20 protein-coding genes are annotated in these 22,372 nt (G+C 59.9%); 4 read left to right on the forward strand and 16 right to left on the reverse strand.

All coding sequences use genetic code 11. The features are described from left to right. The 11 genes from ACTH3D_RS02350 to clrA form a co-directional block, all read right to left on the reverse strand. The coding region (locus ACTH3D_RS02350; RefSeq protein ID WP_441664850.1) for a heme/hemin ABC transporter substrate-binding protein at positions 1–795 on the reverse strand (795 nt) is incomplete at its 3' end. Between the two features lie 9 nt (positions 796–804). Then, on the reverse strand, positions 805–1,893 hold the full coding sequence (locus ACTH3D_RS02355) for a ChuX/HutX family heme-like substrate-binding protein (protein ID WP_441664852.1): 1,089 nt from the start codon (positions 1,891–1,893) through the stop codon (positions 805–807). A gap of 11 nt (positions 1,894–1,904) precedes the next feature. Continuing rightward, positions 1,905–3,212, reverse strand: coding sequence for a TonB-dependent receptor domain-containing protein (locus ACTH3D_RS02360; RefSeq protein WP_441664854.1), 1,308 nt, complete (start codon positions 3,210–3,212; stop codon positions 1,905–1,907). After that, positions 3,176–3,889, reverse strand: coding sequence for a TonB-dependent receptor plug domain-containing protein (locus ACTH3D_RS02365; RefSeq protein ID WP_441664856.1), 714 nt, complete (start codon positions 3,887–3,889; stop codon positions 3,176–3,178). Before ACTH3D_RS02365 ends, ACTH3D_RS02360 begins: the two co-directional genes overlap by 37 nt. Positions 3,890–4,019: 130 nt before the next feature. Next, the gene (gene hemP / locus ACTH3D_RS02370; RefSeq protein ID WP_441664858.1) at positions 4,020–4,211 is read right to left on the reverse strand and encodes a hemin uptake protein HemP; all 192 of its coding nucleotides are present in this window, start codon (positions 4,209–4,211) and stop codon (positions 4,020–4,022) included. Positions 4,212–4,395: 184 nt separating this feature from the next. After that, positions 4,396–6,294, reverse strand: coding sequence for a WD40/YVTN/BNR-like repeat-containing protein (locus ACTH3D_RS02375; RefSeq protein WP_441664860.1), 1,899 nt, complete (start codon positions 6,292–6,294; stop codon positions 4,396–4,398). Between the two features lie 61 nt (positions 6,295–6,355). Next, positions 6,356–7,432, reverse strand: coding sequence for a P-loop NTPase (locus ACTH3D_RS02380; RefSeq protein WP_441664862.1), 1,077 nt, complete (start codon positions 7,430–7,432; stop codon positions 6,356–6,358). 39 nt (positions 7,433–7,471) lie between these two features. Continuing rightward, on the reverse strand, positions 7,472–8,344 hold the full coding sequence (locus tag ACTH3D_RS02385; RefSeq protein WP_441664864.1) for an ethylbenzene dehydrogenase-related protein: 873 nt from the start codon (positions 8,342–8,344) through the stop codon (positions 7,472–7,474). A 53-nt stretch (positions 8,345–8,397) separates the two neighbouring features. Beyond that, positions 8,398–9,141: a molecular chaperone TorD family protein gene (locus ACTH3D_RS02390; protein WP_441664866.1), complete on the reverse strand. Its 744-nt coding sequence runs from the start codon at positions 9,139–9,141 to the stop codon at positions 8,398–8,400. A gap of 16 nt (positions 9,142–9,157) precedes the next feature. After that, positions 9,158–10,138: a chlorate reductase subunit beta gene (clrB, locus tag ACTH3D_RS02395; RefSeq protein WP_441664868.1), complete on the reverse strand. Its 981-nt coding sequence runs from the start codon at positions 10,136–10,138 to the stop codon at positions 9,158–9,160. Positions 10,139–10,150: 12 nt separating this feature from the next. Continuing rightward, positions 10,151–12,922: a chlorate reductase subunit alpha gene (gene clrA, locus ACTH3D_RS02400; protein WP_441664870.1), complete on the reverse strand. Its 2,772-nt coding sequence runs from the start codon at positions 12,920–12,922 to the stop codon at positions 10,151–10,153. Between the two features lie 403 nt (positions 12,923–13,325). Here clrA and ACTH3D_RS02405 point away from each other — a divergent pair, with 403 nt between their 5' ends. Then, positions 13,326–13,652 carry a c-type cytochrome gene (locus ACTH3D_RS02405; protein ID WP_441664872.1) on the forward strand — a complete coding sequence of 109 codons (327 nt, stop codon included), beginning with the start codon at positions 13,326–13,328 and terminating at the stop codon, positions 13,650–13,652. Between the two features lie 314 nt (positions 13,653–13,966). Beyond that, positions 13,967–15,655 carry a dihydroxy-acid dehydratase gene (ilvD, locus tag ACTH3D_RS02410; RefSeq protein ID WP_441664874.1) on the forward strand — a complete coding sequence of 563 codons (1,689 nt, stop codon included), beginning with the start codon at positions 13,967–13,969 and terminating at the stop codon, positions 15,653–15,655. Here the strand turns inward: ilvD and ACTH3D_RS02415 are convergent. The 4 genes from ACTH3D_RS02415 to ACTH3D_RS02430 all read right to left on the reverse strand — a co-directional run bounded on the left by ACTH3D_RS02415 (position 15,645) and on the right by ACTH3D_RS02430 (position 19,780). Next, positions 15,645–17,153, reverse strand: coding sequence for a PhnE/PtxC family ABC transporter permease (locus ACTH3D_RS02415; RefSeq protein ID WP_441664876.1), 1,509 nt, complete (start codon positions 17,151–17,153; stop codon positions 15,645–15,647). The two genes, ilvD and ACTH3D_RS02415, sit on opposite strands and share 11 nt — an antisense overlap. A gap of 3 nt (positions 17,154–17,156) precedes the next feature. Then, a complete protein-coding gene (locus tag ACTH3D_RS02420) occupies positions 17,157–17,810 on the reverse strand; it encodes an ATP-binding cassette domain-containing protein (RefSeq protein ID WP_441664878.1) in 654 nt (217 codons plus the stop codon). Then, positions 17,810–18,676 (reverse strand): putative selenate ABC transporter substrate-binding protein, encoded by an 867-nt coding sequence (locus ACTH3D_RS02425; protein ID WP_441664880.1) that lies wholly within the window; start codon positions 18,674–18,676, stop codon positions 17,810–17,812. The genes ACTH3D_RS02420 and ACTH3D_RS02425 overlap by 1 nt, the downstream gene beginning before the upstream one ends. 240 nt (positions 18,677–18,916) lie before the next feature. Beyond that, complete coding sequence (locus ACTH3D_RS02430) at positions 18,917–19,780, reverse strand: YicC/YloC family endoribonuclease (protein ID WP_441664882.1); 864 nt, start codon at positions 19,778–19,780, stop codon at positions 18,917–18,919. A gap of 171 nt (positions 19,781–19,951) precedes the next feature. On the opposite strand from ACTH3D_RS02430, the gene rph reads away from it, so the two are divergent. Further along, the gene (rph, locus tag ACTH3D_RS02435; RefSeq protein WP_441664884.1) at positions 19,952–20,689 is read left to right on the forward strand and encodes a ribonuclease PH; all 738 of its coding nucleotides are present in this window, start codon (positions 19,952–19,954) and stop codon (positions 20,687–20,689) included. An 89-nt stretch (positions 20,690–20,778) separates the two neighbouring features. Here rph and ACTH3D_RS02440 read toward each other — a convergent pair whose 3' ends face one another. Continuing rightward, positions 20,779–21,546, reverse strand: coding sequence for an exodeoxyribonuclease III (locus tag ACTH3D_RS02440; RefSeq protein ID WP_441664886.1), 768 nt, complete (start codon positions 21,544–21,546; stop codon positions 20,779–20,781). A gap of 107 nt (positions 21,547–21,653) precedes the next feature. On the opposite strand from ACTH3D_RS02440, the gene pyrE reads away from it, so the two are divergent. Further along, positions 21,654–22,343 carry an orotate phosphoribosyltransferase gene (gene pyrE, locus ACTH3D_RS02445; RefSeq protein WP_441664888.1) on the forward strand — a complete coding sequence of 230 codons (690 nt, stop codon included), beginning with the start codon at positions 21,654–21,656 and terminating at the stop codon, positions 22,341–22,343. The last annotated feature ends 29 nt before the right edge of the window (positions 22,344–22,372 follow it).

Genomic DNA, 22,372 nt, shown 5'->3' on the forward strand with positions numbered 1-22,372 from the left:
CCATAATCCGTCTTCGCCGCCTAGTGCTTCAAGACCCCTTTGGGGCAGTACCACGACCTCAGGTGCTGCAGGAATCAGGCCCTCGGCAGATACTGGTTTGTAGCCTTCGAAATCAGCAAAGGCGTTGCTGGCGCCGAGCAGCTTGATCACGCGATCCGCACTGGTGCTGCGGCCTCCCACCATAGGTGTCATGCCCCCGTGGTGGAGCAGAAACATCACCTTGAGTCCGTTCAGTTCAGGCAGTGCGTTCACCTGCTGGTAGCGGCTGGCTAGGCGCGCGCTGAGGGCAGCGCCTTGAGCATCTCGGCCAATCGCATGGGCTACCTGGCGGATTTTGCTGTCGAGCTGTGTCGACAGAAAAAGTGCCCGGACGGAAGGCTGGCTGTCAGGCAGTTGGATACGCGCCAAGGAAACGCCAGTGGCTTCAATCTGTGCCAGTACTTCGCGGGGGCCGGCTTCGGCACTGGCGATGATTCGGTCTGGTTTTATCTTTAGCACGCTTTCGCTCGACAGATTGCGCAGATAGCCCACCGAGGGGAGTTCAGTCAGCGTTGGTGGGTACGTCACGGTATCGTCACGTGCAATCAGCTGATCTGCTGCGCCCAGCTCGGCAACAATTTCTGCCACATCGCCGCCGAGCACCAACACACGTGTTCCGGACTGGGTGCCAGTGTCGGTATTACCCATGGCAAGGCTGCTAAGACCGATGGCCAGTATCAGCAGCAGGCCGATGAACAGGGCACACGGCTTGCGCCTTGCCTTCAGCGTTGGAGTGGTCAAGAACTTGCGCAACATGAGATGTCCTCAAGCGGCTTGATGGCGGTGGCCGAGTTTTTCCAGCAAGGTGCGCCAACGGGGTGATTCGGCGCTGCCCTCACGACGTTCACCATAGATCTGAAGCACCAGTTCGCCTCGGGCATCAAATGCCTCAAGGCTGGTGACACCGCCGTCACGGTTGGGTTTGTGAACCTCCCAGACGCGCTCGATAGCGGCGTCATCCAGGTGCAAGGTGGCGTTTTCAGCAAACAGATTCAGCCAACCGCGAGCACGTACTGGCTGCGGAACGATGCCGGTGCGAATCTGTACGCAGCCGGGATTGCCGACAAACAGCATGATCGATAGTCCGTCGTTGGCGGCCTTAGTCAGCAGTTGCTCCACACTATTTTTGGGCACTGCGCGGGTGAAATGGCCTTCCATCAGGCTGTTGGCTTGGTGGCGGGTCAGGTGATGGCGACGCAGCAAGCCAAAAAACTGATGCACGTCACTCAGGCTGGCCCAGTCCTCGGCCAACCCGGGTGGGGTTTGAATTGGTGCAGCTGGAGTGTCGGGCTCGGCCTGACCGACGAACTCAGGGCAGTCGATGGTGCCCTCGTCCCACAGCGTTTGCCATGTATCGGAAGGCGCACTGCTCAGGCTGAATAGCTTGTGTACGGCACGTCCATAGCGGTCAAATATCTGCACGCTTAAGCGTTCGCCATTCGGGAGAGTATCGCGAATTAGGCAGGCCCAGTGCCAGTGGCCGAACAGCAAGCGCAGGTCGAGCCCGCCTGGGTCCAGCATCAGGCCTGCGTGGGCTCCGCCCTGCAGAAGTGGGTAATAGCCTTGCTGTTCAAGTACAGCATGGCGTGAGCGGGTCAGCGCCTTGGCACGCCCGAGGCTGGCAAAGCGCGCAGCGAGGGCCTTAGGTGACAGCGTGATGGTGACAACATCTTCGCCTAAGCGTGCTGCCTGTAACGCGCCCTCACTGATGCCGAGACGTTCGGCCAGCATGATGGCTGGCGTGGTGGGTGAGCTTGAACGTAGTGAGTGGAAGGCGTCGAGAATCGCAGTGCGGCTGTCGTCGGTCATGGAAGTTTCACTCATGCAAAGATCGGTCATGGCAAGGTTCGTCATGGGAAGGTCTCCTACCACTGGTAGCTGAAATTGGCGAGTAGGCTGCGCCCACTGCCGAGGCTGCCGTCAGGGCGATACCAGACCTGATCGGTCAGGTTGGCCAGACGCAGTGCGGCGGTGAAAGCTGGCATGGCTTGCCAGCTGACTTGCAGGTCGTTGAGACCGTAGCCGGGTAGGCGACCCTCCTCGGTCTTGTCGAATGACTGGGCGAAGCGGCCGCGCCAGCCAAGCGTCAGACTGGCATCCGTGAAGTGCCAGTCCACACCCAGCGTGGCTTCGGGGGGTGTCTGGTGGCTCAGCCCTTCTCCATTGTCGCGGTTGCGGCCGGTAACCTCTGAAAGCCCGCCAGAGACACTCAATGCCGGCATTGCTTCCGGCTGCCAGCCCAACCGCAGGTCATAGCCCCACAGCTTGGCACGCGCGACGTTGATAGCCTGGGTGGTACCAGCCATCAGGTTGACGTCGGTGTCGATGAGGTCGTCGGCGTTGGTGTCGAAATAGCTGGCGCGCAGAGACCAGTCGCCCTGTTGCCAGTTGAAGCCGCTTTCCCAGGTTTTGCTGGTTTCGGGCTTGAGATCGGGGTTGGACACCCAAAAATTATCCGGCGCGCAGAAGAAGGGGCCAGCACAGAAACCTGCGAAGTGGCGCTCATCGGCGTACAGCTCGCTCAGACTGGGCGCGCGGAAGGCTTCGGCATAACCCGTGTAGAACATCAGGCTGCTGTCGGGCCGCCAGGAAAGGCGCACTTTGGGTGACACATGATCATGGTTGCTTTCGCGATGGGTGCCGTCTTTGGCGCGAAAGTGGTCGTAACGCACGCCCAGGCCAAGATCGAACTCACCGGCACCGCCGTCGCTCAGATAGCTGCCGGCAGTTAGGGTGTCGTCAATATAAACGGCAGCGGTGTCGATATCGGCATCAGGAAAGCCCGACACGGCACCGTCAGGTGACTGGTCGGCGCGCTCCAACTCGGCGCCGAAAGACAGCGTCTGAGCCAGCCAGTCATGATTGAGGTGGTGGTAGCCGTCACTTTGCAGTCCGTAGCGGGTTAGGGTGCGCGAGCCGTCGTCGCTGTCGATATCCTGTCGGCTCAAACTCAATCGGTTCTCGATGCGGGTCGTAGCAACAGGCTGCCAGCGGTGCATCAGCTGGACGTTATCACTGGTAACGTCACGATCGACCAGGCCCGTGCCGTCACTGGGCACTACCAGCTCCGGATTGGCGGGTTGGCGCGCGCGTTCGTCGTAGTGTTGCCAGCTGGCTTTCAGCTGATGGTCGGCGTTCAGCTGCAGGCTGCCTTTAGCCAACAGGCTGCGCAAGTTGGCGTTGTCTTTGGCCTCCTGGCCGCCGGCACGGCGGATGTCACCCGAGTTGCTGTAGCCCAGCGAGACGAGCCCTTGGCGTTCGCTGTCTCCCGCCCCCTGGCCGCGCTGGCGCCTGCAATATTCAGGCGTACTCCGCCGTTGTTACCCGGTGCTAGCAGGTCGTCGGCATCCACGGTTGACAGACTGACCACGCCGCCCATGGCATTGCTGCCATAAAAACTGGACAGTGCGCCGCGAGCAATCTGTACTTCCCTGATCAGGGCAGGATCGGCGAAATAGCTGCCGATATGACCGGTATTGATATCCTGGCGGACGCCATCAAGGCGTACCTGTACACCGTTCTTGCCAAAGCCGCGCATGCTCAAGAACTGGCCGTTGCGTCGGCCACTGCCGCTGACGTGCACGCCAGGCTGTTGAGATAAAGCGTCTTCCCAGCGTGTCGCGGTGGCGAGTTCCGGATCGCTGCGGTCAACCACGTCAATGATCATGGGGGTTCGGTGCACATCCCCCGGGTATCGAGTGCCGATCACTACCATGTCAGGTTGAGAGGTGCTGGCGACAGCAGCATCGCTGACGGAGGCGAGAGCCTGGGTGTCAGCAATAGCGCTAGGCAGAAAAGTGGCGCAGCCAATCACAGCCAGCCACCCTATGCCGTGAAACGTAGCGTTCATCGGTCGGGGCATCCAATTAAGGGTTTCTGGCTGGCTGGGGCGGTGCCCGGGCTGGCGTGAATTGTTAGTGGTATTGCTTGGTGTTTGGTGTTTTCCAGTAAGGTTGAGTGGCGTTGTGTTTCAGACAGCCTCAGCTGGTCAGAATCAGTCGGTCATTACGCGTACGGCGCAGCTGGTAGCAGCGGCCGTTGTGCTCGATCACCAGCAGGCCTGTGTCACCCAGCAGCGTATCGCTGGTGACCGTGTCGTCGTGAACGTTCAGGCAGCGCGGCTCACGAGAAGCAGCGCTGTGCCTGTTATCTGGCGGTTTGGTCGGGCTCATGATGACAAAGCTTCGCTAATAGAAATTGTTATCAAATGGTATTTGTTTCTATCTGAGGATGCAAGTACGGTTGTCGGAAAAGAGTGGTGGCGGGCGGTGTGAAGATAAAGCAGCGTGGAGAGGGGGTTAGGTGGTAAAAAAACCGCCGTGGTTGCGCGGCGGGTTCGCATCACAGTGTAGTGGTTCACGTTCTGCGCAGGATGGTGCCCTGGTCGCCAACGGCGTAGACGATGCCGCTGCGGGTGGCGCGAACGGCGCGCAGGCCGAGTTCGGTGCCGGTGGTCTCGGTCAACCACTGGCCATTGTCCAGGCGCAAGGCGCAGCCGTGAGTGCCGACGGCGTAAACGCCGGCGGCTGGTGAGCCGGTAATCGACAGCAGATCGTCGCGCACGCGGATAGGCATCAGCTGCCAGCGCTGGCCGTTAAAGTGAGTCAGGGTGCCGGACAGGCCGACCGCGTAAATGTTGTCCAGGGCGTCGCCCCACACGCCGTAGAGGAAGTGTTCTGTGCCAGCGCTGAAGTCGGCCCATTCGCGGCCGTTGTAGCGCAGCACCAGGCCGAAGTCGCCCACCGCCAGCAGGTGCTCATCGTCCATGCCCCACAAGTGGTAGAGCGCCGAGACGGTACCGCTGGGCAGGCGCTTCCAGCTCAAGCCGTCGAAGTGCAGCACCAGGCCTTCATCGCCCACGGCGAAGATCGAGTCGGGGCGGGTGCCCCACATGGACAGGATAGTGAGGTCCAGGTGTAGGTCAAAGTGCAGCCGCCACTCACTGCCGTCAAAGCGGTAGATACGCCCCAGCTGGCCGGCGGCAAAGAGGCCGCCCTCGCCGGCATCCCAGATGCAGTGCACGTTAAGGTCGCTGGGCGCAGGCAGCGCCTGCCAGGTGTCGCCGTCGAGGCGTAGCACGGTGCCGGACTCGCCGCACGCGTAGCAATCGCCCTGGGGCGTTTCCCACAGGTTCCATAGCTGGCGGTCGGTGGGCGAAGTCATGGCTTCCCAGCGGCTTTGCTCGGCGGCGTCGGTCACTGCTGGGGCCAGAGCATCGATGAAGTCAGGCGCGGCGGTCATAATGGTACCGAAGTCGCCGACCACCAGTGCCTCGCCGGTAGACAGCGGCACGATGTCCATCAGATCGTGATGGCAGTTGCTTTCCAGCTGGTGCAGGCTTGTCTTGGCGCCTTGCCCCTGTGGAGCGCTTTGCAGATAGTTGCGCAGATAGAAGAGATGGCCGCGATCGCCGACGATCAGTACACCCTGCTTGTAGGCCTTGAGCGACCGCAGCCGTGGCATGGGTGTTTCGATGTCGATGGGCTCGAAGTGCCCGTTGTGATAGCTCACCAGTTCGCCGCGAAAGCCGCCGTGATCGACGAAATAGCGGCCACCGCCGAGCAGTAGTGAGTCGTCGTCGAGCACCAGCAGGGTTTGAAAGCCCGAGCCCAGCGGGCAGTCGAGTTGCTCCCAGTCGCCGTCGGGGGAGCGGCGGACCACAGTGCCCTCGCCGCCGGCGGCGAAGACGCTGCCGTTGGGGGTGCAGGCCACGGCACGCAAATTGATGCGGGTGGGGCTCTGCTCCTGCTGCCACTCACTGCCATCAAAGTGCAGGATGATGCCGTCATCGCCCACCGCCCAGGCGTGGCCTTTGGCGTTGCCGTCGATGGCAAACAGCGGGGTGTTTTCTACGCAGGCGGTGAAGCGCTGGTTGTCGGGATCGACCACGCCGCCGCGCAGCTGATGCCAGCGGCTGCCGTCAAAGTGCAGCACGCAGCCCATCCAGCCCACCGCAAACAGGCTGTTTCGTGACAGTCCCCAGATGCCATGCAGCGGCAGGTTGGTGGGCACTTCCATCGGCTGCCAAAGCCGGTCTTGACGGTCAGTCTGGCCATTGAAATGCAGCACCATGGCTTCATCGCCGACCACGAATACCTCGCCGTCGCCGGCCCAGCCGGACCACAATACGTCGCCGTCGCCGGCACCGACTTCGGGTACACGGTGCCAGGGCGCGCGCTGGGGGGCATCGGGGTTGGCGCTGTCGAGCATCTGACGGAAGAAGCGGCGGCGATCCGCGTTGGCTGTCTGGGTCATCAATATCGTCCTGGAAGAACATCCTGGAAAAAGACGTTGTGTAAAAAGGGCAAGGTGATGTTCAACGCCGCAGTAGGTCGGCTAGCTGTTCGCGCAGCGCTTCACGTTGTTCTTCAGGCACATCGGCCAGGGCGGCGTCGATCTCACTGCTGGCATCTTCGACCAGTGCGTTGAGCGAGTGCGCAGCGGCCTCGGTGAACAGGGTTTTTGCATGTGCGACACAGGTGTCTATTGCCGGGGCAAAGGCAAGGGCTTCAGGGCTGTCCGGGGTGTCGATGACGATCGGGCGTCCGCTATCGGAACCGCTGGCCAGCGCCGGCGACAGCGGGATCTGCGCCAGTGACTCGACGTCGTGCTCGGCCAGCGCCTGGGCAATATGCCCGCGCGGGAAAAGGTGGAATTCGCCGCTGCAGTGAGGGCAGGTCACGCCGGACATGTTTTCGACCGCGCCGAGCAGTGGCAGGCTGCGTTCCTGACAGAAGCGCACCGCCTTGAGGCTGTCCATCAGCGCCACTTCCTGGGGCGTGGTGGCGAGCAGGGCGGCTACGTTCTGGCCCTCCAGCATGTCGGCCAGGGTAATCAGCTCGTTGCCGGTGCCCGGCGGCATGTCTACCACCAGAAAATCCAGCGCGCCCCAGTCGAAGGAACCGATCAGGTGGTGCATGAAGTCGTGCTTGTAGGCGTCTCGCCACACGATGGGCGTGTCGTCACTCTCCATCATGAAGGCCAGTGAGCCGACCTTGATCGGGTGCTCAATGCTCTCGGCCTGAAAATCCTGGGTGGTCAGGCCGTATCCACCGAGGCGGATGCGCTCGCCAACAAAACCGAAGAAGCGGCTCTGGTTGGGACCATGGATGTCGGCATCAGCGACGCCGACCCGGTAGCCACGGGCGGCGAGCCCGGCGGCCAGGTTGGCCGAGACGGTACTCTTGCCCACACCGCCCTTGTTGGCCATGACCAGCAGGATCTGGCCGACCTGCTCCAGACGCGACTCGATCAGGTGCTTTTCGTGTTTGGGCTTGTCGAGGCTGCAGGTGCTTTCCTCGGGGCAGAATTGGCAGGCGTGACCCCGGCCACAGTTAGCCGGGGCCAACGCCAGCGGGTCACGACCGCCGGCGGGAAAATGGGAAACCGACATCGTCGTTACCTCCTCAGTGTTGTGTATCAGCCCTGTGTATCAGCCCTGTGTATCTGCGTCGGTATCGGCTGTGGCGTCAGCTTGAGCTTCAGCGTTGTCATCAGCCGCAGCGCTGTCGTCAATGCCGGTATCCAGCAGGATCCAGGTGTGGGTAACGCGCTTGTTGCCGTCGCGTTCCGCGTCGCTACCCTGCCACACGGCAAATCCCATGGGTACCCGGTCCCGGTCGAAATCTACCTCGTGCTTGTTGGCAGGGTTCTCGACATTGAAGGGGCGCGACATGACCACGTGCCACTGGTTGTTCTGGGTAATTTCATCGGTGATGTAGGCGCTGGCGCCGCTGACGTCCTGTTCGGGCAACAGGGTGGTGCTGCCGAAGCCACCAGCGGCCAGGTTCTCGACACGCTGTTCGTGATCGGCACGCCAGTACCAGATGTTGACGGGGTTCTCCGGGCCACTACCCATCATGTAGGAGGTGTCGGTATCGCCCAGCGCGTATTGTACGGCCACGCCATCGCGGAAGCTGTCCACCGTGGAAGCGCGATCTTCACTGTTGTCCTTCCAACGCATGCGGATATAGAAGCGATCGTCGGAGCGGGCCACCTGGAAGTACAGGTGCTTGCCTTCCTCGACCTCGTTCTTGAAGCGCAGCGTGACCGACTGATGGACTGGTGGGGCTGGCAGCAGCGTGGTGCGATACATGGGCAGGCGGTCCCAGATCAGATCATCCGGGTCGTCCTGAGTGCGCAGGTAGATGGTGCCGGGAATGCGCGATACCTTGACGGTGTCACCGGGATTGATTTCGGTGACGTTGGGGTTGCGTTCATCGTGATCGGCAAGTGCACCTGTGGCGGCAAATACCAGCGCCAGCGTGGCCAGCGTACAGGTTTGAAAAAAGTGACGCAGTCTCATGGCGTGGTTCCTCAACAGTATGAGCGCGTGGAAAGGCGCGTTTAGCACGTACTTCAGTCCCACAGGGCCTGGCTCGCGGACGCCCTTGAAGCTTTGTTCTGATCGGGGCGCGGACAGGGTCCGACCTGCGCCTCTAATGCGGCGCGCTGACTGTCGGCCCAGCTGGGCAGTGTATTGAGCAGCTGGGTCAGGGTGGCATCGAGCCCATGCTGGTTCTCGGTGGCGAAGTGTGCCTTGACGATATGCAGCAGCGGTGACAGGTGGCGTGCCACAAAGTCGCGCTGAGCACGGCGATAGGGTGCGGCGTCGCGGTCGCTGGCCAGTGCCTGGGCTTCCATATGGCACAGCAGGGCACAGAATTCGAGCATGGCGACCAAGTGGTCGGGCTCGTCGGTGAGCCCTTCATCACCTAACGCGGGCTGCAGGCCGAAGTGGCGATAATAGGCCTGCACGTTGAGCATGTGCCCGGCGGGTGTTTCGCCGGCCAGCAGCTCTTCATAGGCGTTGGCCACCAATGGTACCCGGGGCTTGCCGCGTCGGCCGTGGATGAAGGTGGCCATGTAGCCAACCTCGAGATCGGTCAGGTTGGCGCTGGGCTCAAGGGCTGGCCAGGGCTCACCGGTGAGCGTCTGCCAGGCCTGGCTCAGGGTGTCATGCAGACGCCCGTCTTCCAGCGCCTGCTGGGTCTCGGCCAACGGATAGCCCAGCAGTGCGGCGGCCAGGCGGTACAATGTCTCCCGGGCGGCGAGGCGCTCGGCTTCGGGCAGTGCTGCGGGAGATGCGGCGGATGCAGTCATGGCGTCTCTCCCAGCCTCAGCTCAACTTGAACATTTCGGCGTGTTTGTAGCCGATCAGGGTGTCCATCAGCTCACTTTCCTTGCCGTCGGCCTTGGCCTGGCGTTCTTTGGCCAGGGTATCCAGCACTTCGCCGACGCGTGGGCCGAACAGGCTTTCCAAGTACGACAATGGAATCCGCGACTCGTCGAGCTGCTCGCCGTTTTCACCGAATTTTGGTGGTGAAGTAGGCGGGATATAGAACACGTTGGGCTGGGTGCCCCACTCGGCATGTAGCGGCAAGGCGACCTTGTACTTTTCCACCAGCTGATGGATCGGGCCTTCCTCGTCGTCGCGATAGCCGATCCAGCGGATGCGGCCAACACACTGCTGGGCGCAGGCGGTGGGCAGTCCTTTCTCGATACGTGGATAGCAGAAGATGCACTTCTCTGACTTGGAGAGTTCTTCGTTGAAGTAGATCTTCTTGTAGGGACAGGCGTTGACGCAGTAGCGGTAACCCCGGCAGCGCTCCTGGTCGACCAATACGATGCCGTCTTCCTGGCGCTTGTAGATGGCGTTGCGTGAGCAGGCCGCCAGGCAGGCCGGGTTGGCGCAGTGGTTACAGATGCGCGGTAGGTAGAAATAGTAGCTGTTGGGGTAGTCGCCTTCACCTTTGTCTTCGTCCCAGTTGGCGCCCCAGGTCGGCTTGACGTTAGGGCGCAGCCACGGGTCGGTGCCGGTCATCAGCGCTTCTTCGTAGTTGTACTCCCAGGGAATGCCGTAGTCTTCCTGGCTGGGCTGACGGCCCAGGCGCAGGGCACCTTCCTTGTCGAAGCCACCGCCCATGTTCTGGTAGTCGCGCGGGTAGCCCAGCCCGGGTTGGGTCTCCACGTTGTTCCAGTACATGAATTCACGGCCATTGCGGTTGGTCCACATCAGCTTGCAAGCCGCAGTACAGGTCTGGCAGCCGATACACTTGTTCAGATCCATCACCATGCTGAGTTGGCGTTTGACAGCCATGAGAATCTCCTTTTAAACGACGCGCGGATCGGCGATGTCTTCGGCCTTGGCCAGCTCGATGTCGTAGCTGGTTTCATGGATATGCTGGTTGGCATTCCACATGGCGTAAATGAACTTCAAGTGCCCCCAGCCGCCCGCCAGTTCCAGTGGTTGCAGGAACACAGCGTGGGACATGTTCATGTTGCGGCGCTTGATGTACTGATGCGGCTCCCAGCCGTGTTCCATCATGATCGAGTTCACCGGGATGCTGGGGTAGAACTTGGCCTGGGCAAAGAAGTCACCGTTGGCGTTGAACAGTCGTACCGTGTCGCCGTCCTTGATCCCTTTCTGTTCGGCCAGCTGCGGGTTGATATAGATGTTGGGTTCACCGCGCTGCAGGCGCAGCAGGTATTTGTTGCTGCGCCAGTTGGAGTGAATACCCCAGCGGGCGTGCGGCGAATAGAAGTTCAACGGATAGTTGGAGGCTTCTGGCCCAGCGTACAGGCGCGCCGTGGGGACGGTGGAGTCCAGTTTTTCAAACCATGGGTGGTCACAATAGAAGGTGATGCGACCGGTCAGTGTGTCGTAGGGTTTCTTGTCAACCGTTTGCGCGGTGAACGGGTTATACCCCTCATCTGGCTTCAGCGGTTGGTTCAGGCCGGCGTGCTCATTCATCACGATGAAGCCCTTTTCGGCGGCTTCTTCCAGCGTCACGCCACCGAATTCCGGAGAATCCTCGATGATGTGCTTGAGCACTTGATAATCGGTGTTGAGCGTGCCCTGGCGTGTGAAGTCATCGTGAATGGTGTGCAGGTCACGGGTCACATCGCCATCCTCGATCGGGCCGATACCGCGGGCGATGGCGCGCTCCTGAATCTTTTTGGTCAGCAGCGCCATGATGTCCCAGTCGGGTTTGGACTCGCCCACCGGTTCTACTGAGCGGGTAAAGACATTGGCAAAGCGGTGGTAACCCTGGGTGCGAATATCCCAGGCTTCGTAGTGGCTGGCCGCGGGCAGCACATAGTCGGCCCACTCAGCAGTGGAGTCCATGCGCGCATTGATGTTCACATACAGCTCTTCGGCTTGGCGCAGGTGTTCCTCGCGGTACTTTTCCGACATTTTGTTACGCCGGAAGGTGTTGTCAGCGATCGAGATCATGCCCTTGATTTCGCCGTAGTAGGGCATCCAGCCTTTGTCCATCGACTCGTTCATCATCTCTTCCATCTCATCGAGATCGAAGCCGACGCGCTCCTTGAGCTTGGCGTTGTCAAAGTGCTTGCGAGCACCCTCCATCATGCCGCCGCGCAGAAACTCGCCCAGGCCGCCAGGTTCCAGACGTGCTGATTTTTTGCCTTCAAAGCCGGCAAGCTCTGTCCAGCGCGGGTGGTTCCACACCACCCAGGAGGTATCCAGGCCTCCGGTCTTGCCCCCGTGTCCGGTCAGGGCCAGTGCCAGCGCATAGCCCCAGCAGGTATACAGGCAGTTCGAGTAGCTGGAGGTGATGTAGCCCAGCATGATAATGGCTTTGTTGGCGGCAGCCAGGTGGCGCGCTTCTTGGCGCACAATGTCCGGATGGATACCGGTTTTTTCCTGGGTGCTTTCCGGGGTGTATTTGGCCGCTTCCTTTTTTACATGCTCAAACGAGGTGGTCACGGCAATACCGTCGACCTCAAAGGTGCCTTCCAAGGCCGGGTCGACCTCGCCCAGCGCCAGGGTCTTGGTGTCATCACCCATGGAGCCGTTGGCTTTTACTGCCTGGTTGGTGTTCAGATCCCAGTGATAGAACACTTCATCAGAGCCGCCGTCGACCAGATCCGCTTCGCGCAGCAGTTTGTTGTTATCGACGCGCACCAGCATTGGCAGGTCGGTCTGCTCTTTCATGAACGCTGGCTTGAACAGGTCTTCTTCAATGATGACGTTAACCAGCGACATGGCCAGGAACGGATCAGAGCCCTGTTTGATGGGCATCCACAGATCGGTGTGAATAGCGCTGGGGTTGTAGTCGGGTGCGGTGCTGGTGATGCGCGCGCCGTTGTACTTGGCCTCCCAGATATAGTGCGCATCAGGAATGCGGGTGGCGTTAGGGTTGATCATGCCGAGCATGATGTAGTCGGCATCGAACCAGGCGTCAGAGGTAAAGCTTTCCAGCGGGTTACCATAGGCCAGGTGCGCGCCGGTCAACAGATCGCCGACGACGGTAAAGCCATCAAGTTGGATACCGCCCACCAGAGCGGCAAAGCGAGCAGGCCCGGATTGGCGAACCATGCTCTGGTTACCAGACCCCTGGTGGGTCTTTAATTTGCCGGGACCGTATTTTTCGAAGATGTCGATGATCTTGTCGGCGATTTCCTCGGTCGCTTGATCCCAGGAGATACGCTGCCACTTGCCTTCACCGCGCTTGCCGGCTCGCTTCAGCGGATAACGCAGGCGGTCGGCTTCGTACATGGCCGTGGAGTGTATGGCCCCTTTCTGACAGCCGCGCGGGTTGGCGTCAGGGATATTGGGGTTGACCTGGGGATACTTCGCAATCTGTTCTTCGCGAATGACGATGCCGTCCTTCACGTAAATGTTCCAGCCGCAGTTGCCCATGCAGTTGATGCAGTGGGCAGCGTGGCCGATGCTGTCCCAGGTCCATTCGTTGCGGTACAGGTCTTCCCAGCTGCGATAAGGATACTCGCTGGCCAGTGTGTCTCCGATGGGTTCGAGCCGGTTGAGCGCCCATACATTGCCGCTGAGCATGGCCCCGGTACCGGTCATTCCGAGCCCTTTCAGGAAGTCGCGGCGCTTCAGCTTCCACATCCCCATGGTGTTCTCCTCTATCAACAGCTGTCGTCAGCGAGCCGGGCGATAGTCCAGAGCTGCACTGATCTGACCTGGTTGTCTTACTTCGATATCATGCATGCTGTCTCTGCCGCATGTGGTAAAGCATGACTCGTTAGTCTCGGATAGGATATTGCGGTCACGAACTGTGGTTTTTGTCTTTACTTCACTTTTTTTTACTTTTCAGGACGCTTTTTGAAGCGTAGCACTTCTGACACGTAACTCGACAGTATCGGACTGCTATCACAACAGGTATTGGTGCCTTCCTTGATGTGAATCAAATGCCTATGGATGGAGAAACGGGTGCGGCTTGTCCCTTGGTGGGAAGTCGACGTTTAATAGCACTACAAGGTAGCCAGGCTGCCGTTAGCTTACGGAGACTAGAAGCATGAAAATTATTCACACAGCGGGACTGACCATCGCCGTGATGATGGGCGTCGTAGGGTTTTCCAGCACCGCAAGTGCCGCCGGTGATGCGGCGGCGGGCGGGGGGAAGATTGCAGTCTGTGTGGCCTGCCACGGCAAGGACGGCATGGCTACCGCTGACATCTATCCGAACCTAGCTGGCCAGTCGGCTGACTACCTGGAAAGCTCAATGAAGGCCTACCGTGAAAACCAGCGCAAGGGGGGAATGTCTGCCGTAATGACACCCCAGGCAACCAATCTGTCGGATGAGGATATCGCCGACATTGCGGCTTATTACAGTCAGCAATAATCCGTGATGTCGGCCGCATATCCATGCAGAGCTGTTCAACGGCACGGTTCAGGTCTGGTAGGAGCTGCCTTCAGGCTGCGATGGGCGCCGCAGGCGCCCTGAATGTTGGCTGAATATCGGTACCTTCGGCAGGCCTGGCGGCCTGCATCACCATGTCAACATGGTTCCTACGAAGACCGTCCTGTGGCAGCGCCAGCTCGGACAGCCTGATACCATGATGATTTGACAGGTGCGAGCGGTTTGACAGGCCTTGCGTGCGAGGCAGGGTTCACCGCCATCGTGCCCTTTTTTGCAACCTGCTACAGGAGCTTTTCATGAGCGATACCCCCAACGATCCACGCCGCCGTCATTCCTCCTCGGTGGTGGATGGCCCCGGTAAGTCAGCCGGCCGCGCGATGCTGCGCGCGGTAGGGTTTACTGACGAGGATTTCAAAAAGCCCCAGGTGGGTATCGCTTCGACCTGGAGCATGGTGACGCCATGCAACAGTCATATCAATGAGCTGGCTGAGCATGCCCGTGACGGTGCCGATGAAGCAGGCGGTAAAGGGGTGATCTTTAACACCATCACCATTTCCGACGGCATCGCCAACGGCACCGAAGGCATGAAGTACTCGCTGGTGTCGCGAGAAGTCATCGCCGACTCGATCGAAACCGTGGCCGGTTGCGAGGGCTTCGATGGCATTGTGGCGATCGGCGGCTGTGACAAGAACATGCCGGGCTGCCTAATGGGCATGGCGCGGCTGAATCGCCCTAGTGTCTTCGTTTACGGTGGCACCATTCTGCCTGGGAAAGGCCACACCGATATCGTCTCGGTGTTCGAGGCCATGGGCGCCCACTCGCGCGGGGATATCGATCTGATCGAACTCAAGCAGATTGAAGAAACCGCAATTCCCGGCCCCGGTTCCTGCGGTGGTATGTATACCGCCAACACCATGGCCTCGGCCATCGAAGCGCTGGGCATGAGCCTGCCCGGCAGTTCGGCGCAGAATGCCGTGTCCCGCGACAAGCGCGACGACTGCGAAGCCGCCGGCGAGGCAGTACTGGCGCTGCTGGACAAAGACATCAAGCCGTCCGACATCATGACCCGCCAGGCCTTCGAGAACGCCATTACCGTGATCATTGCGTTGGGCGGCTCGACCAATGCGGTGCTGCACCTGATCGCGATGGCACGCACCCTGGATGTGCCGCTGTCGTTAGATGATTTCACCGAAATCGGCAAGCGCGTTCCGCTGCTCGCCGACCTGCGCCCCAGCGGCCACTACATGATGAGCGAGTTGGTGGCAATAGGTGGCATTCAGCCGCTGATGAAGGTGCTGCTAGAAGCCGGCATGTTGCACGGCGACTGTCTGACTGTCACCGGCAAGACCCTGGCTGAGAACCTGGCCGAGGTGACGCACTACCCGGACGATCAGGAAATCATCGCACCGCTGGACAAGCCGATCAAAGCAGAAAGTCACCTGCGGATTCTTTACGGCAACTTGGCGCCGGATGGTGCAGTGGCCAAGATCACCGGCAAAGAAGGCACCCACTTCCGCGGCACCGCACGTGTGTTCAACTCGGAAGAGCAGGCCCAGTCAGGCATCAATGATGGCACCGTGGTCGCCGGCGACGTGGTGGTGATCCGCTACGAAGGCCCCAAAGGCGGTCCCGGCATGCGTGAAATGCTCACCCCCACCTCGGCCATCATGGGTCGCGGGCTTGGTAACGATGTGGCGCTGATCACCGACGGGCGTTTCTCCGGCGGCAGCCACGGCTTCGTGGTCGGCCACGTTGCGCCCGAAGCCTTCGACGGCGGCCCGCTGGCGCTGGTGGAAGACGGCGACGTCATCACCATTGACGCCGAAGCCAATACAATCGACATGGCCATCGACAGCAAAGAGCTGGAGCGCCGTCGCTCAGCATGGCAGCAGCCCACACCGCGCTATACCCGTGGCGTACTGGCTAAGTATGCGCGGCTGGTCAGTTCCGCCAGCGAAGGCGCCGTGACAGACCTCACGAAGTAGCATCGGTAGCCTCTGGCCCGCAGCTGGCAGTGTGCCGTAGACGCAGACGGTTGCGCAGATGCCGAGCCAGAATATCTACGCCGATATTTAGCAGGGCGGTGATCAGGATAAGGATCATCGCCTGATCGAAGTGGATCTCCTGGATGGCGCTGTCAACATAGAAGCCAAGGGTCGCGATGCCGAGAATGCCAAGGATGGCTGTCTCGCGCATGATGATCTCCCAGCGGTAGAACAGCAGGGCAAGGAAGGGGCCATAAAGCCGTGGAGTGAGTTCGAAGGCATAGCGTTCAATGCCGCGCGGTGCGTCAGCGCGCAGTGTGATCGTATTACTGCGTTGACCTACCAGATAGCCAATAATACCGCCATTATGGATTGCCAGTGCTACCACCGCTGGCAACATTGATGGGCCCCATAGCTGCAGTAAAATGAAGGCCAACAGGTATTCCGGTGTCGAGCGCAGAATTACCAACAAGCCATGCCCCAATGCCCTGCGTATTCGGCCGGTGATATGGCGCCCGGTAAAATTCTGTGAGATCAGCGGGTACAGAACCAGCGCCAGCAGGCCGGTCGCCACCAAGGCAATTTGGGTTAGTAGCAGGGTGTTCCAGATGCCCGGCAGCGCTTCATTGGCGATCAAGTCGCCCAGCCAAGGCATGAGCCCAGAAAATCCTTCGCCTTGGCGCAGTGGTTCGGGAACGATGTCTTCGGTGAAGAACCGCGAGACGCTCTGCCAACGAATCGGCAGGCCATCACCGAGTAGGAAAGGGGCGGCCAACAGGTAAAGCGGCAACAGGCGCGGGGGGGCCCATAGTCTGATGGTGGCAATCAGCACATAGAACAGCAGTAGCAGCGCACCTACCGTGGTGTACTGGCCCTGGGCGAACGAGGACTCCAGATAGAATCCTAGTGTGGGTATGCCCACAAAACCTAGTACGGCGCTGGAGCGCAGGCCGCACTCGAGGCGGTAAGCGGTATAGGTGGCCAAATGTGGCCAAGCCAGACTAAAACGAGTATAGGCGAGGGCCGAGATAATGCTGCTACCGTGGGGAATCACCTTTGACGGCTGCAGGTCGCTCTCATCGAGAATTTCGGCATACACTTTGGCGAAGATGCCGGCGTAGGGGATGGCGATGGCGAGTACCCCGGTCAGCGGGTGCAGGCCGAAGAACTGCAGGAAGATTAGTGCCCAGAATAGCTCGTGAATAGCGCGTATGAAGGCACAGGTGGTGCGTACTGCGCGATGGTGAAACACCAGTGCCAATAGCATTCCCGCCGCAGCCCCCACCCCTACACCAACGAAGGCAAAGGCTAGAGTGCGCACGACCGCCTCGCCGAGATAGTCTACTGTTGAAAAGTCTGGATGGGCCAGCCCCAGTGCCAAGCGGCCGAGCTCTGCCCAGGGCGAGTGGGCGCTGATTTCCAAGTCGGCCATGGCAAGACAAACGATGGCTAGTACAACCAGGCCCAGGCTGGTGCGGACGGTCTTTGAGTGCCGCATAGGTCAGTACAATATCAGTAGGTCTTGGGCGCAGACTCGATGGCTGGCTTCATCCAAAGCGATTTCTCCCTCGACAATGCCTACAACTCGATCAGTGAAGCGCAGGGCCAGCTCTACATCGTGCATGGCCAGCACCGATGTGGGGTAGGTCTCGCCCAGTGCTCTCAGTACCCGTTCAGCCAGCGGACCGTCGAGTGCCGATATCGGCTCGTCAGCCAGCAACAGATCGCCCTGTTGATGAATCGCGCGGGCAGCTGCGACGCGTTGGCTCTGGCCACCAGATAGCTCGCCGGCTGCGGACCAGCACTTATTGGCGATATCAAAGCGCTCAAGTAGTGGCATTATGGCGTCGATATCACGGCGAAAGGGGCGTGCCAAGGTAACCAGGTTGTACCAAGTGGGATGGTTGGCGAGTCCACCCATATAAACATTGTGGAACACACTCAGCGAGGGTACCAGCCCCAGTTGCTGTGGCATTAGGGCTGCACCATGGCGGCGCCAGCGCTGCTGCATGACACCCAGCAGCGTCGATTTTCCAGCGCCACTTTTACCCACCAATGCCACACGTTCGCCGCGCCTCAACGTCAGGCTGAGCGGTCCGATGACAGGTTTACCGCCGTAATCGGCTACCTCATCGGTAAGAACAAGCGGGCTCATCAGTCGAGGATGTCGAGCTGCTGGCCGACCTGGCGGATGATCTCGTAGTCGTCGTTATTCACCGGAATAAAGCCTGAGCGTGGGAAGCTCTCCAGGAGGGCAGGATCCTCCATGTCGAGCAGTGCCTGCTGGACGCGATCAGCAAAGCCTTCGCCGAAGCGCTCGTTGACGTCGTCGCGGATCGTCCATTGGTAATCCGGGTAGGTCGGGGTTTTCCATATGACTTTGACGCTGTCAGTATCGAGGTTGCCGGCTTCGAGCTCGTTTTCCCATACGGTGTAGTTGAGTGCGCCGAGCTGGTAGGCGCCGGAGGCGACCAGTGAGGCAGTGCGACTATGATTGCCGCTGAAACCGACACGGGAGAAAACCTCGTCCGGTGCCTCGCCAAAGGCTTTGCGCAGAAAGTGTTCGGGCATCAGGCGTCCAGAGGTAGAGCCTTTAGAACCGAAGGTGAATGTCATGTCACGCATGGCATCGTTCAGCCCTGCGCCTTCTTCCAGCCCTGTGCTCTCGTGGGCAATGAAGTAGGTCTGAAACTCAGCATCCTCGATGCCTTGGGCTAAGGCTCTGGAGCCGGGTACTCGCTCACGGGCCTGGACGCCGGAGAGCCCGCCGAACCAAGCCAACTGCACCTGATCGTTTCGGAAGGCAGTGACCGCTGCGGCATAGGATTTTACTGGCACAAAACGTACTTCGACGTCCAGTTTGTCGGCGAGGTAGTCGGCGACCTTCTGGAAGCGTTGCTGCAGGCGTGTCTCGTCCTCATCGGGAATGGCGGTAAATACGAAGGGTTCAGCAGCGGCAAGCGTAGTGACAAATAGTAGTGGAAGTGCTATTGGCAGAACACGGGAGAAATGTTTCAGCATAAGATGCTCCTTGCAGTAACGGAACGGGATTGATTAAAAGGAGATGAGCTCGGTTAGGCTGATATATTGCCAAAAAACTTGGGACATTACGCGGTTTATTAGTGTTCAGAAAACAGCTCTGTTTCTGACTGGACATTAGGCTGTTTCTACGCAAATCGTCACGCATTAGCGGTGGACTTGATGAGAGGTACACCCTGATGCCATTCTGGTCGTAAATTTCACGCTTAACGTCGAAGAGCCTTACTCAATATTCTGAATTTGCTCTCTCATCTGCTCGATCAGCACCTTGAGCTCCACGGCGCAGCGGGTTTCTTCGGCGACGATGGACTTTGACGAGAGGGTGTTGGCTTCGCGGTTGAGTTCCTGCATCAAAAAGTCGAGACGTCGGCCTGCTGGGCCTTGCTGGGTGAGCTGACGTTCTACTTCGGCGACGTGGGTATCGAGGCGGTCGAGTTCTTCGGCCACGTCGGCCTTCTGGGCCTGTAGTACGAGTTCAGCTTCCAGGCGCTGGGGGTCGAGCTCGGCCTTGGCGGTTTCCAGGCGCTCAAGCAGCAGCGTGCGCTGGCGCTCCAGCAGGCCAGGCAGCAGGCGGCGCACTTCGGCAACCTGCTCACGCACACCGGTCAGGCGCTGATGAATCAGCTCGGCCAAGCGCTCGCCTTCGCGGGCGCGTCCGGCGATCAGGTCGTCCAGCGCGGTATTGAGTAGTACTTTGGCGTCAGCCTTGACGCTGTCTAAATCAGGACCGCTGGCGTCGAGTACGCCGGGGTGGCCAAGCAGGGCCAGGGCGTCAGGCATGGCAGCCTCTGGCAGACGTTCACGCACGTCGTATAGCGCGGTGGCCAAGGCGTCCAGCCGCGGGTGGTTGATGCTGAGGGTTTCGGCGTTGTCGGCTGGCGTGAAGCGCAGGGTGCACTCGATTTTGCCGCGGGAGAGCCGCTGGCGCAGGGCTTCGCGGAAGTGCGGCTCCAGGTCGCGCAGAGTCTCTGGCAGGCGGAAGCTAGGCTCAAGGTAACGCTGGTTGACCGAACGCAGCTCCAGCTGCAGCGTGCCCCAGTTGGCGGCGTGTTGCTGGCGTGAGAAGGCGGTCATGCTGTGAATCATGGGATTGTCTCCTGGACTGGGTTAAGCATCACAGAGTGTCGAGTTAGCACTCTGCATAATCGGCCCAGTCTAAACGATTCCCGGGCCAGACCGTGTAGAATAGCCACCATGCGACTCTTGCTGAACCCAGCAAGCGCTCCATTCATTGACCTGACTTTCAAGAGAGGTGCCATGTCTTCGGACATTCGGCGTCCTAGCGGACGTGCCCCCGACCAGCTACGCGAGATTCGTTTGACCCGTGACTTCACCCGCCATGCCGAAGGCTCGGTGCTGGTGGAGTTTGGTGACACCAAGGTGCTATGCACCGCCAGCGTCGAGGTTGGCGTGCCGCGCTGGTTGCGTGGCAAAAAGCAGGGCTGGGTGACAGCGGAATACGGTATGCTGCCGCGCGCCACCCATACCCGCAGCGGCCGCGAAGCGTCGCGGGGCAAGCAGGGTGGCCGCACGCTGGAGATCCAGCGCCTGATTGGCCGTTCGCTGCGTGCAGCGGTGAACCTCAAGAAACTTGGCGAGCACACCATTACTATCGACTGTGATGTGATTCAGGCCGATGGCGGCACGCGCACGGCGTCGATTACCGGCGGCTGCGTGGCGCTGATGGATGCAGTGCGCTATCTGCAGCGTGAGAAGCTGATCTCAGGCGATCCTTTCGTGCAGCTGATCAGCTCGGTGTCGGTGGGGCTGTATCGTGGTTTGGCGGTCACGGATCTGGACTATCCCGAGGACAGCAAAGCGGGCACTGATCTCAACGTGGTCATGGCCGGCAACGGCGGGTTGATCGAGGTGCAGGGCACGGCGGAGTCGGGTACCTACAGCCGCGATGAGCTCAATACCATGCTCGACCTGGCCGAGAAGGCCGGGGTTGAGCTGTTCGAGCATCAGCGCGAGTCGCTGGGGATGCGCAGCTGAGGTAATTCTGCCGACCAATGCAAACGCCGGCGATTGTGGGCCGGCGTTTTAGCGACAGGGACGCATCGGGCTGAGCGTTTCGTTGGGCGTTACAGGGTTAAGTCGTACTCGACGATCAGCGGTGCATATTCAGAGAAGGTGGCGTCGTAGTCGATCCAGGCGTCTGTTATGTGGCGGCGGAATTCAGGGCCAACCAGCTGATAGTCCATGCGCCAGCCTTCTTGGCGTTCACGCGGCCTGTCCTGATCCAGCAGCGGCCACCAGGTGTATTCACCCGCGTCGCGGTTGATTTCTCGGAAGGTGTCGATGAAGCCGATGGGGCCGAGCACCTGGTCCATCCAAGCGCGTTCTTCCGACTTAAAGCCGCTGGTGTACTGGTTGTCAGACCAGTTGGCCAGGTCGATGGTCTTGTGGGCGATGTGCCAGGTGCCGCACAGAATATACTCGCGCCGTTTGCGTGCCATCTTGCTGAGGTATTCCTGGTACTGCGTCATGAAGGCCTGCTTGGCCTCGGGGTCGCTGTTATCAGGCATCAAGAAACTGACGATACTGAAGCGGTCGTAGTCGGCCTGCAGAAAGCGCGCTTCGTGGTCGCATTGGGGAAAGCCCAGCCCGTACATGATGGCTTTGGGGATCTTGCGGCAGTAAAGTCCGACGCCCGAGAAGCCGTCCTGTTCGGCGTCGAGGAAATAGCCCTCGTAGCCTTCCGGGTACAGGATACTGTCGTCGAGTTCGAAACTTTTGGCCTTGAGGTTCTGAACGCATACAACGTCAGCATCCTGGTTGGCTAGCCAGTCGAGAAAGCCTCGGCCAACCGCTTCGCGGATGCCGTTGACATTAATAGTGGCGATTTTCATACATAGTCCCTGTTGCGTCGCGGGTGTATGATACCCGACGTTACGACATTTGGGTAAATGGCGTTAGTCAATAAAAGTGATAGGATGAAATAATGTCAGGAGGCTTCGTGGCGAAACCGCAGCAGTCAGCATCCCTGCAACCCTACCAGCAAGCGTTCATTGAGTTCGCCATTGAGCAGGGGGTGTTGCGCTTTGGTGAGTTTACCCTCAAGTCAGGTCGTGTGAGTCCTTATTTCTTTAATGCCGGCCTGTTTCGCAGTGGTCGGGCGCTGGCTCAGCTGGGCCGCTTCTATGCCCAAGCAATCGTTGAGCGTGGTCCCGAGGCCGACGTGCTGTTCGGACCAGCCTACAAAGGCATTCCGCTGGCGGCAACCACTGCCGTTGCCTTGGCGGATCATCATGAGCGCGATATGCCTTATGCGTTCAACCGCAAGGAGGCCAAGACTCACGGCGAAGGCGGCAATATCGTCGGTGCCGAGTTGGCCGGACGTATCCTGATCATCGATGACGTCATCACTGCCGGCACGGCGATTCGTGACGTCATGCGGCTGATTGAGGCGGCTGATGCCAGCGCCGCCGGTGTGGTGGTGGCGCTGGACCGCCAGGAACGTGGCGGTGACGAGAGCGATCCGCGCAGCGCCATTCAGCAGGTTGCAGCCACCTATGGTATGCCAGTGATCAGCATCGTCAGCCTGGATATGGTGCTCGAATATCTCGACACTCAAGCCGGTGCCGAGATGCAAGGCCATGGCGATGCGATTCGTGCCTATCGCGAGCGCTATGGCGTGCAGGCGTGAATGGCCGCGTTATCCGTTACTAATTGTAG

The sequence above is a fragment of the Halomonas sp. genome, from assembly GCF_052095765.1.
GTDB lineage: Bacteria > Pseudomonadota > Gammaproteobacteria > Pseudomonadales > Halomonadaceae > Halomonas.

What these genes read in the sequence shown, in the direction of transcription:
- rph (WP_441664884.1), top strand. Translation starts at nt 19,952, where the DNA reads ATGTCTTCGGACATTCGGCGTCCTAGCGGACGTGCCCCCGACCAGCTA.
- ACTH3D_RS02375 (WP_441664860.1), bottom strand. Translation starts at nt 6,294, where the DNA reads ATGACCCAGACAGCCAACGCGGATCGCCGCCGCTTCTTCCGTCAGATG.
- clrB (WP_441664868.1), bottom strand. Translation starts at nt 10,138, where the DNA reads ATGGCTGTCAAACGCCAACTCAGCATGGTGATGGATCTGAACAAGTGT.
- ACTH3D_RS02425 (WP_441664880.1), bottom strand. Translation starts at nt 18,676, where the DNA reads ATGCTGAAACATTTCTCCCGTGTTCTGCCAATAGCACTTCCACTACTA.
- hemP (WP_441664858.1), bottom strand. Translation starts at nt 4,211, where the DNA reads ATGAGCCCGACCAAACCGCCAGATAACAGGCACAGCGCTGCTTCTCGT.
- ACTH3D_RS02380 (WP_441664862.1), bottom strand. Translation starts at nt 7,432, where the DNA reads ATGTCGGTTTCCCATTTTCCCGCCGGCGGTCGTGACCCGCTGGCGTTG.
- ACTH3D_RS02415 (WP_441664876.1), bottom strand. Translation starts at nt 17,153, where the DNA reads ATGCGGCACTCAAAGACCGTCCGCACCAGCCTGGGCCTGGTTGTACTA.
- ACTH3D_RS02440 (WP_441664886.1), bottom strand. Translation starts at nt 21,546, where the DNA reads ATGAAAATCGCCACTATTAATGTCAACGGCATCCGCGAAGCGGTTGGC.
- ACTH3D_RS02405 (WP_441664872.1), top strand. Translation starts at nt 13,326, where the DNA reads ATGAAAATTATTCACACAGCGGGACTGACCATCGCCGTGATGATGGGC.
- ACTH3D_RS02385 (WP_441664864.1), bottom strand. Translation starts at nt 8,344, where the DNA reads ATGAGACTGCGTCACTTTTTTCAAACCTGTACGCTGGCCACGCTGGCG.
- ACTH3D_RS02430 (WP_441664882.1), bottom strand. Translation starts at nt 19,780, where the DNA reads ATGATTCACAGCATGACCGCCTTCTCACGCCAGCAACACGCCGCCAAC.
- ACTH3D_RS02355 (WP_441664852.1), bottom strand. Translation starts at nt 1,893, where the DNA reads ATGACGAACCTTGCCATGACCGATCTTTGCATGAGTGAAACTTCCATG.
- ACTH3D_RS02390 (WP_441664866.1), bottom strand. Translation starts at nt 9,141, where the DNA reads ATGACTGCATCCGCCGCATCTCCCGCAGCACTGCCCGAAGCCGAGCGC.
- clrA (WP_441664870.1), bottom strand. Translation starts at nt 12,922, where the DNA reads ATGGGGATGTGGAAGCTGAAGCGCCGCGACTTCCTGAAAGGGCTCGGA.
- ACTH3D_RS02365 (WP_441664856.1), bottom strand. Translation starts at nt 3,889, where the DNA reads ATGAACGCTACGTTTCACGGCATAGGGTGGCTGGCTGTGATTGGCTGC.
- ilvD (WP_441664874.1), top strand. Translation starts at nt 13,967, where the DNA reads ATGAGCGATACCCCCAACGATCCACGCCGCCGTCATTCCTCCTCGGTG.
- ACTH3D_RS02420 (WP_441664878.1), bottom strand. Translation starts at nt 17,810, where the DNA reads ATGAGCCCGCTTGTTCTTACCGATGAGGTAGCCGATTACGGCGGTAAA.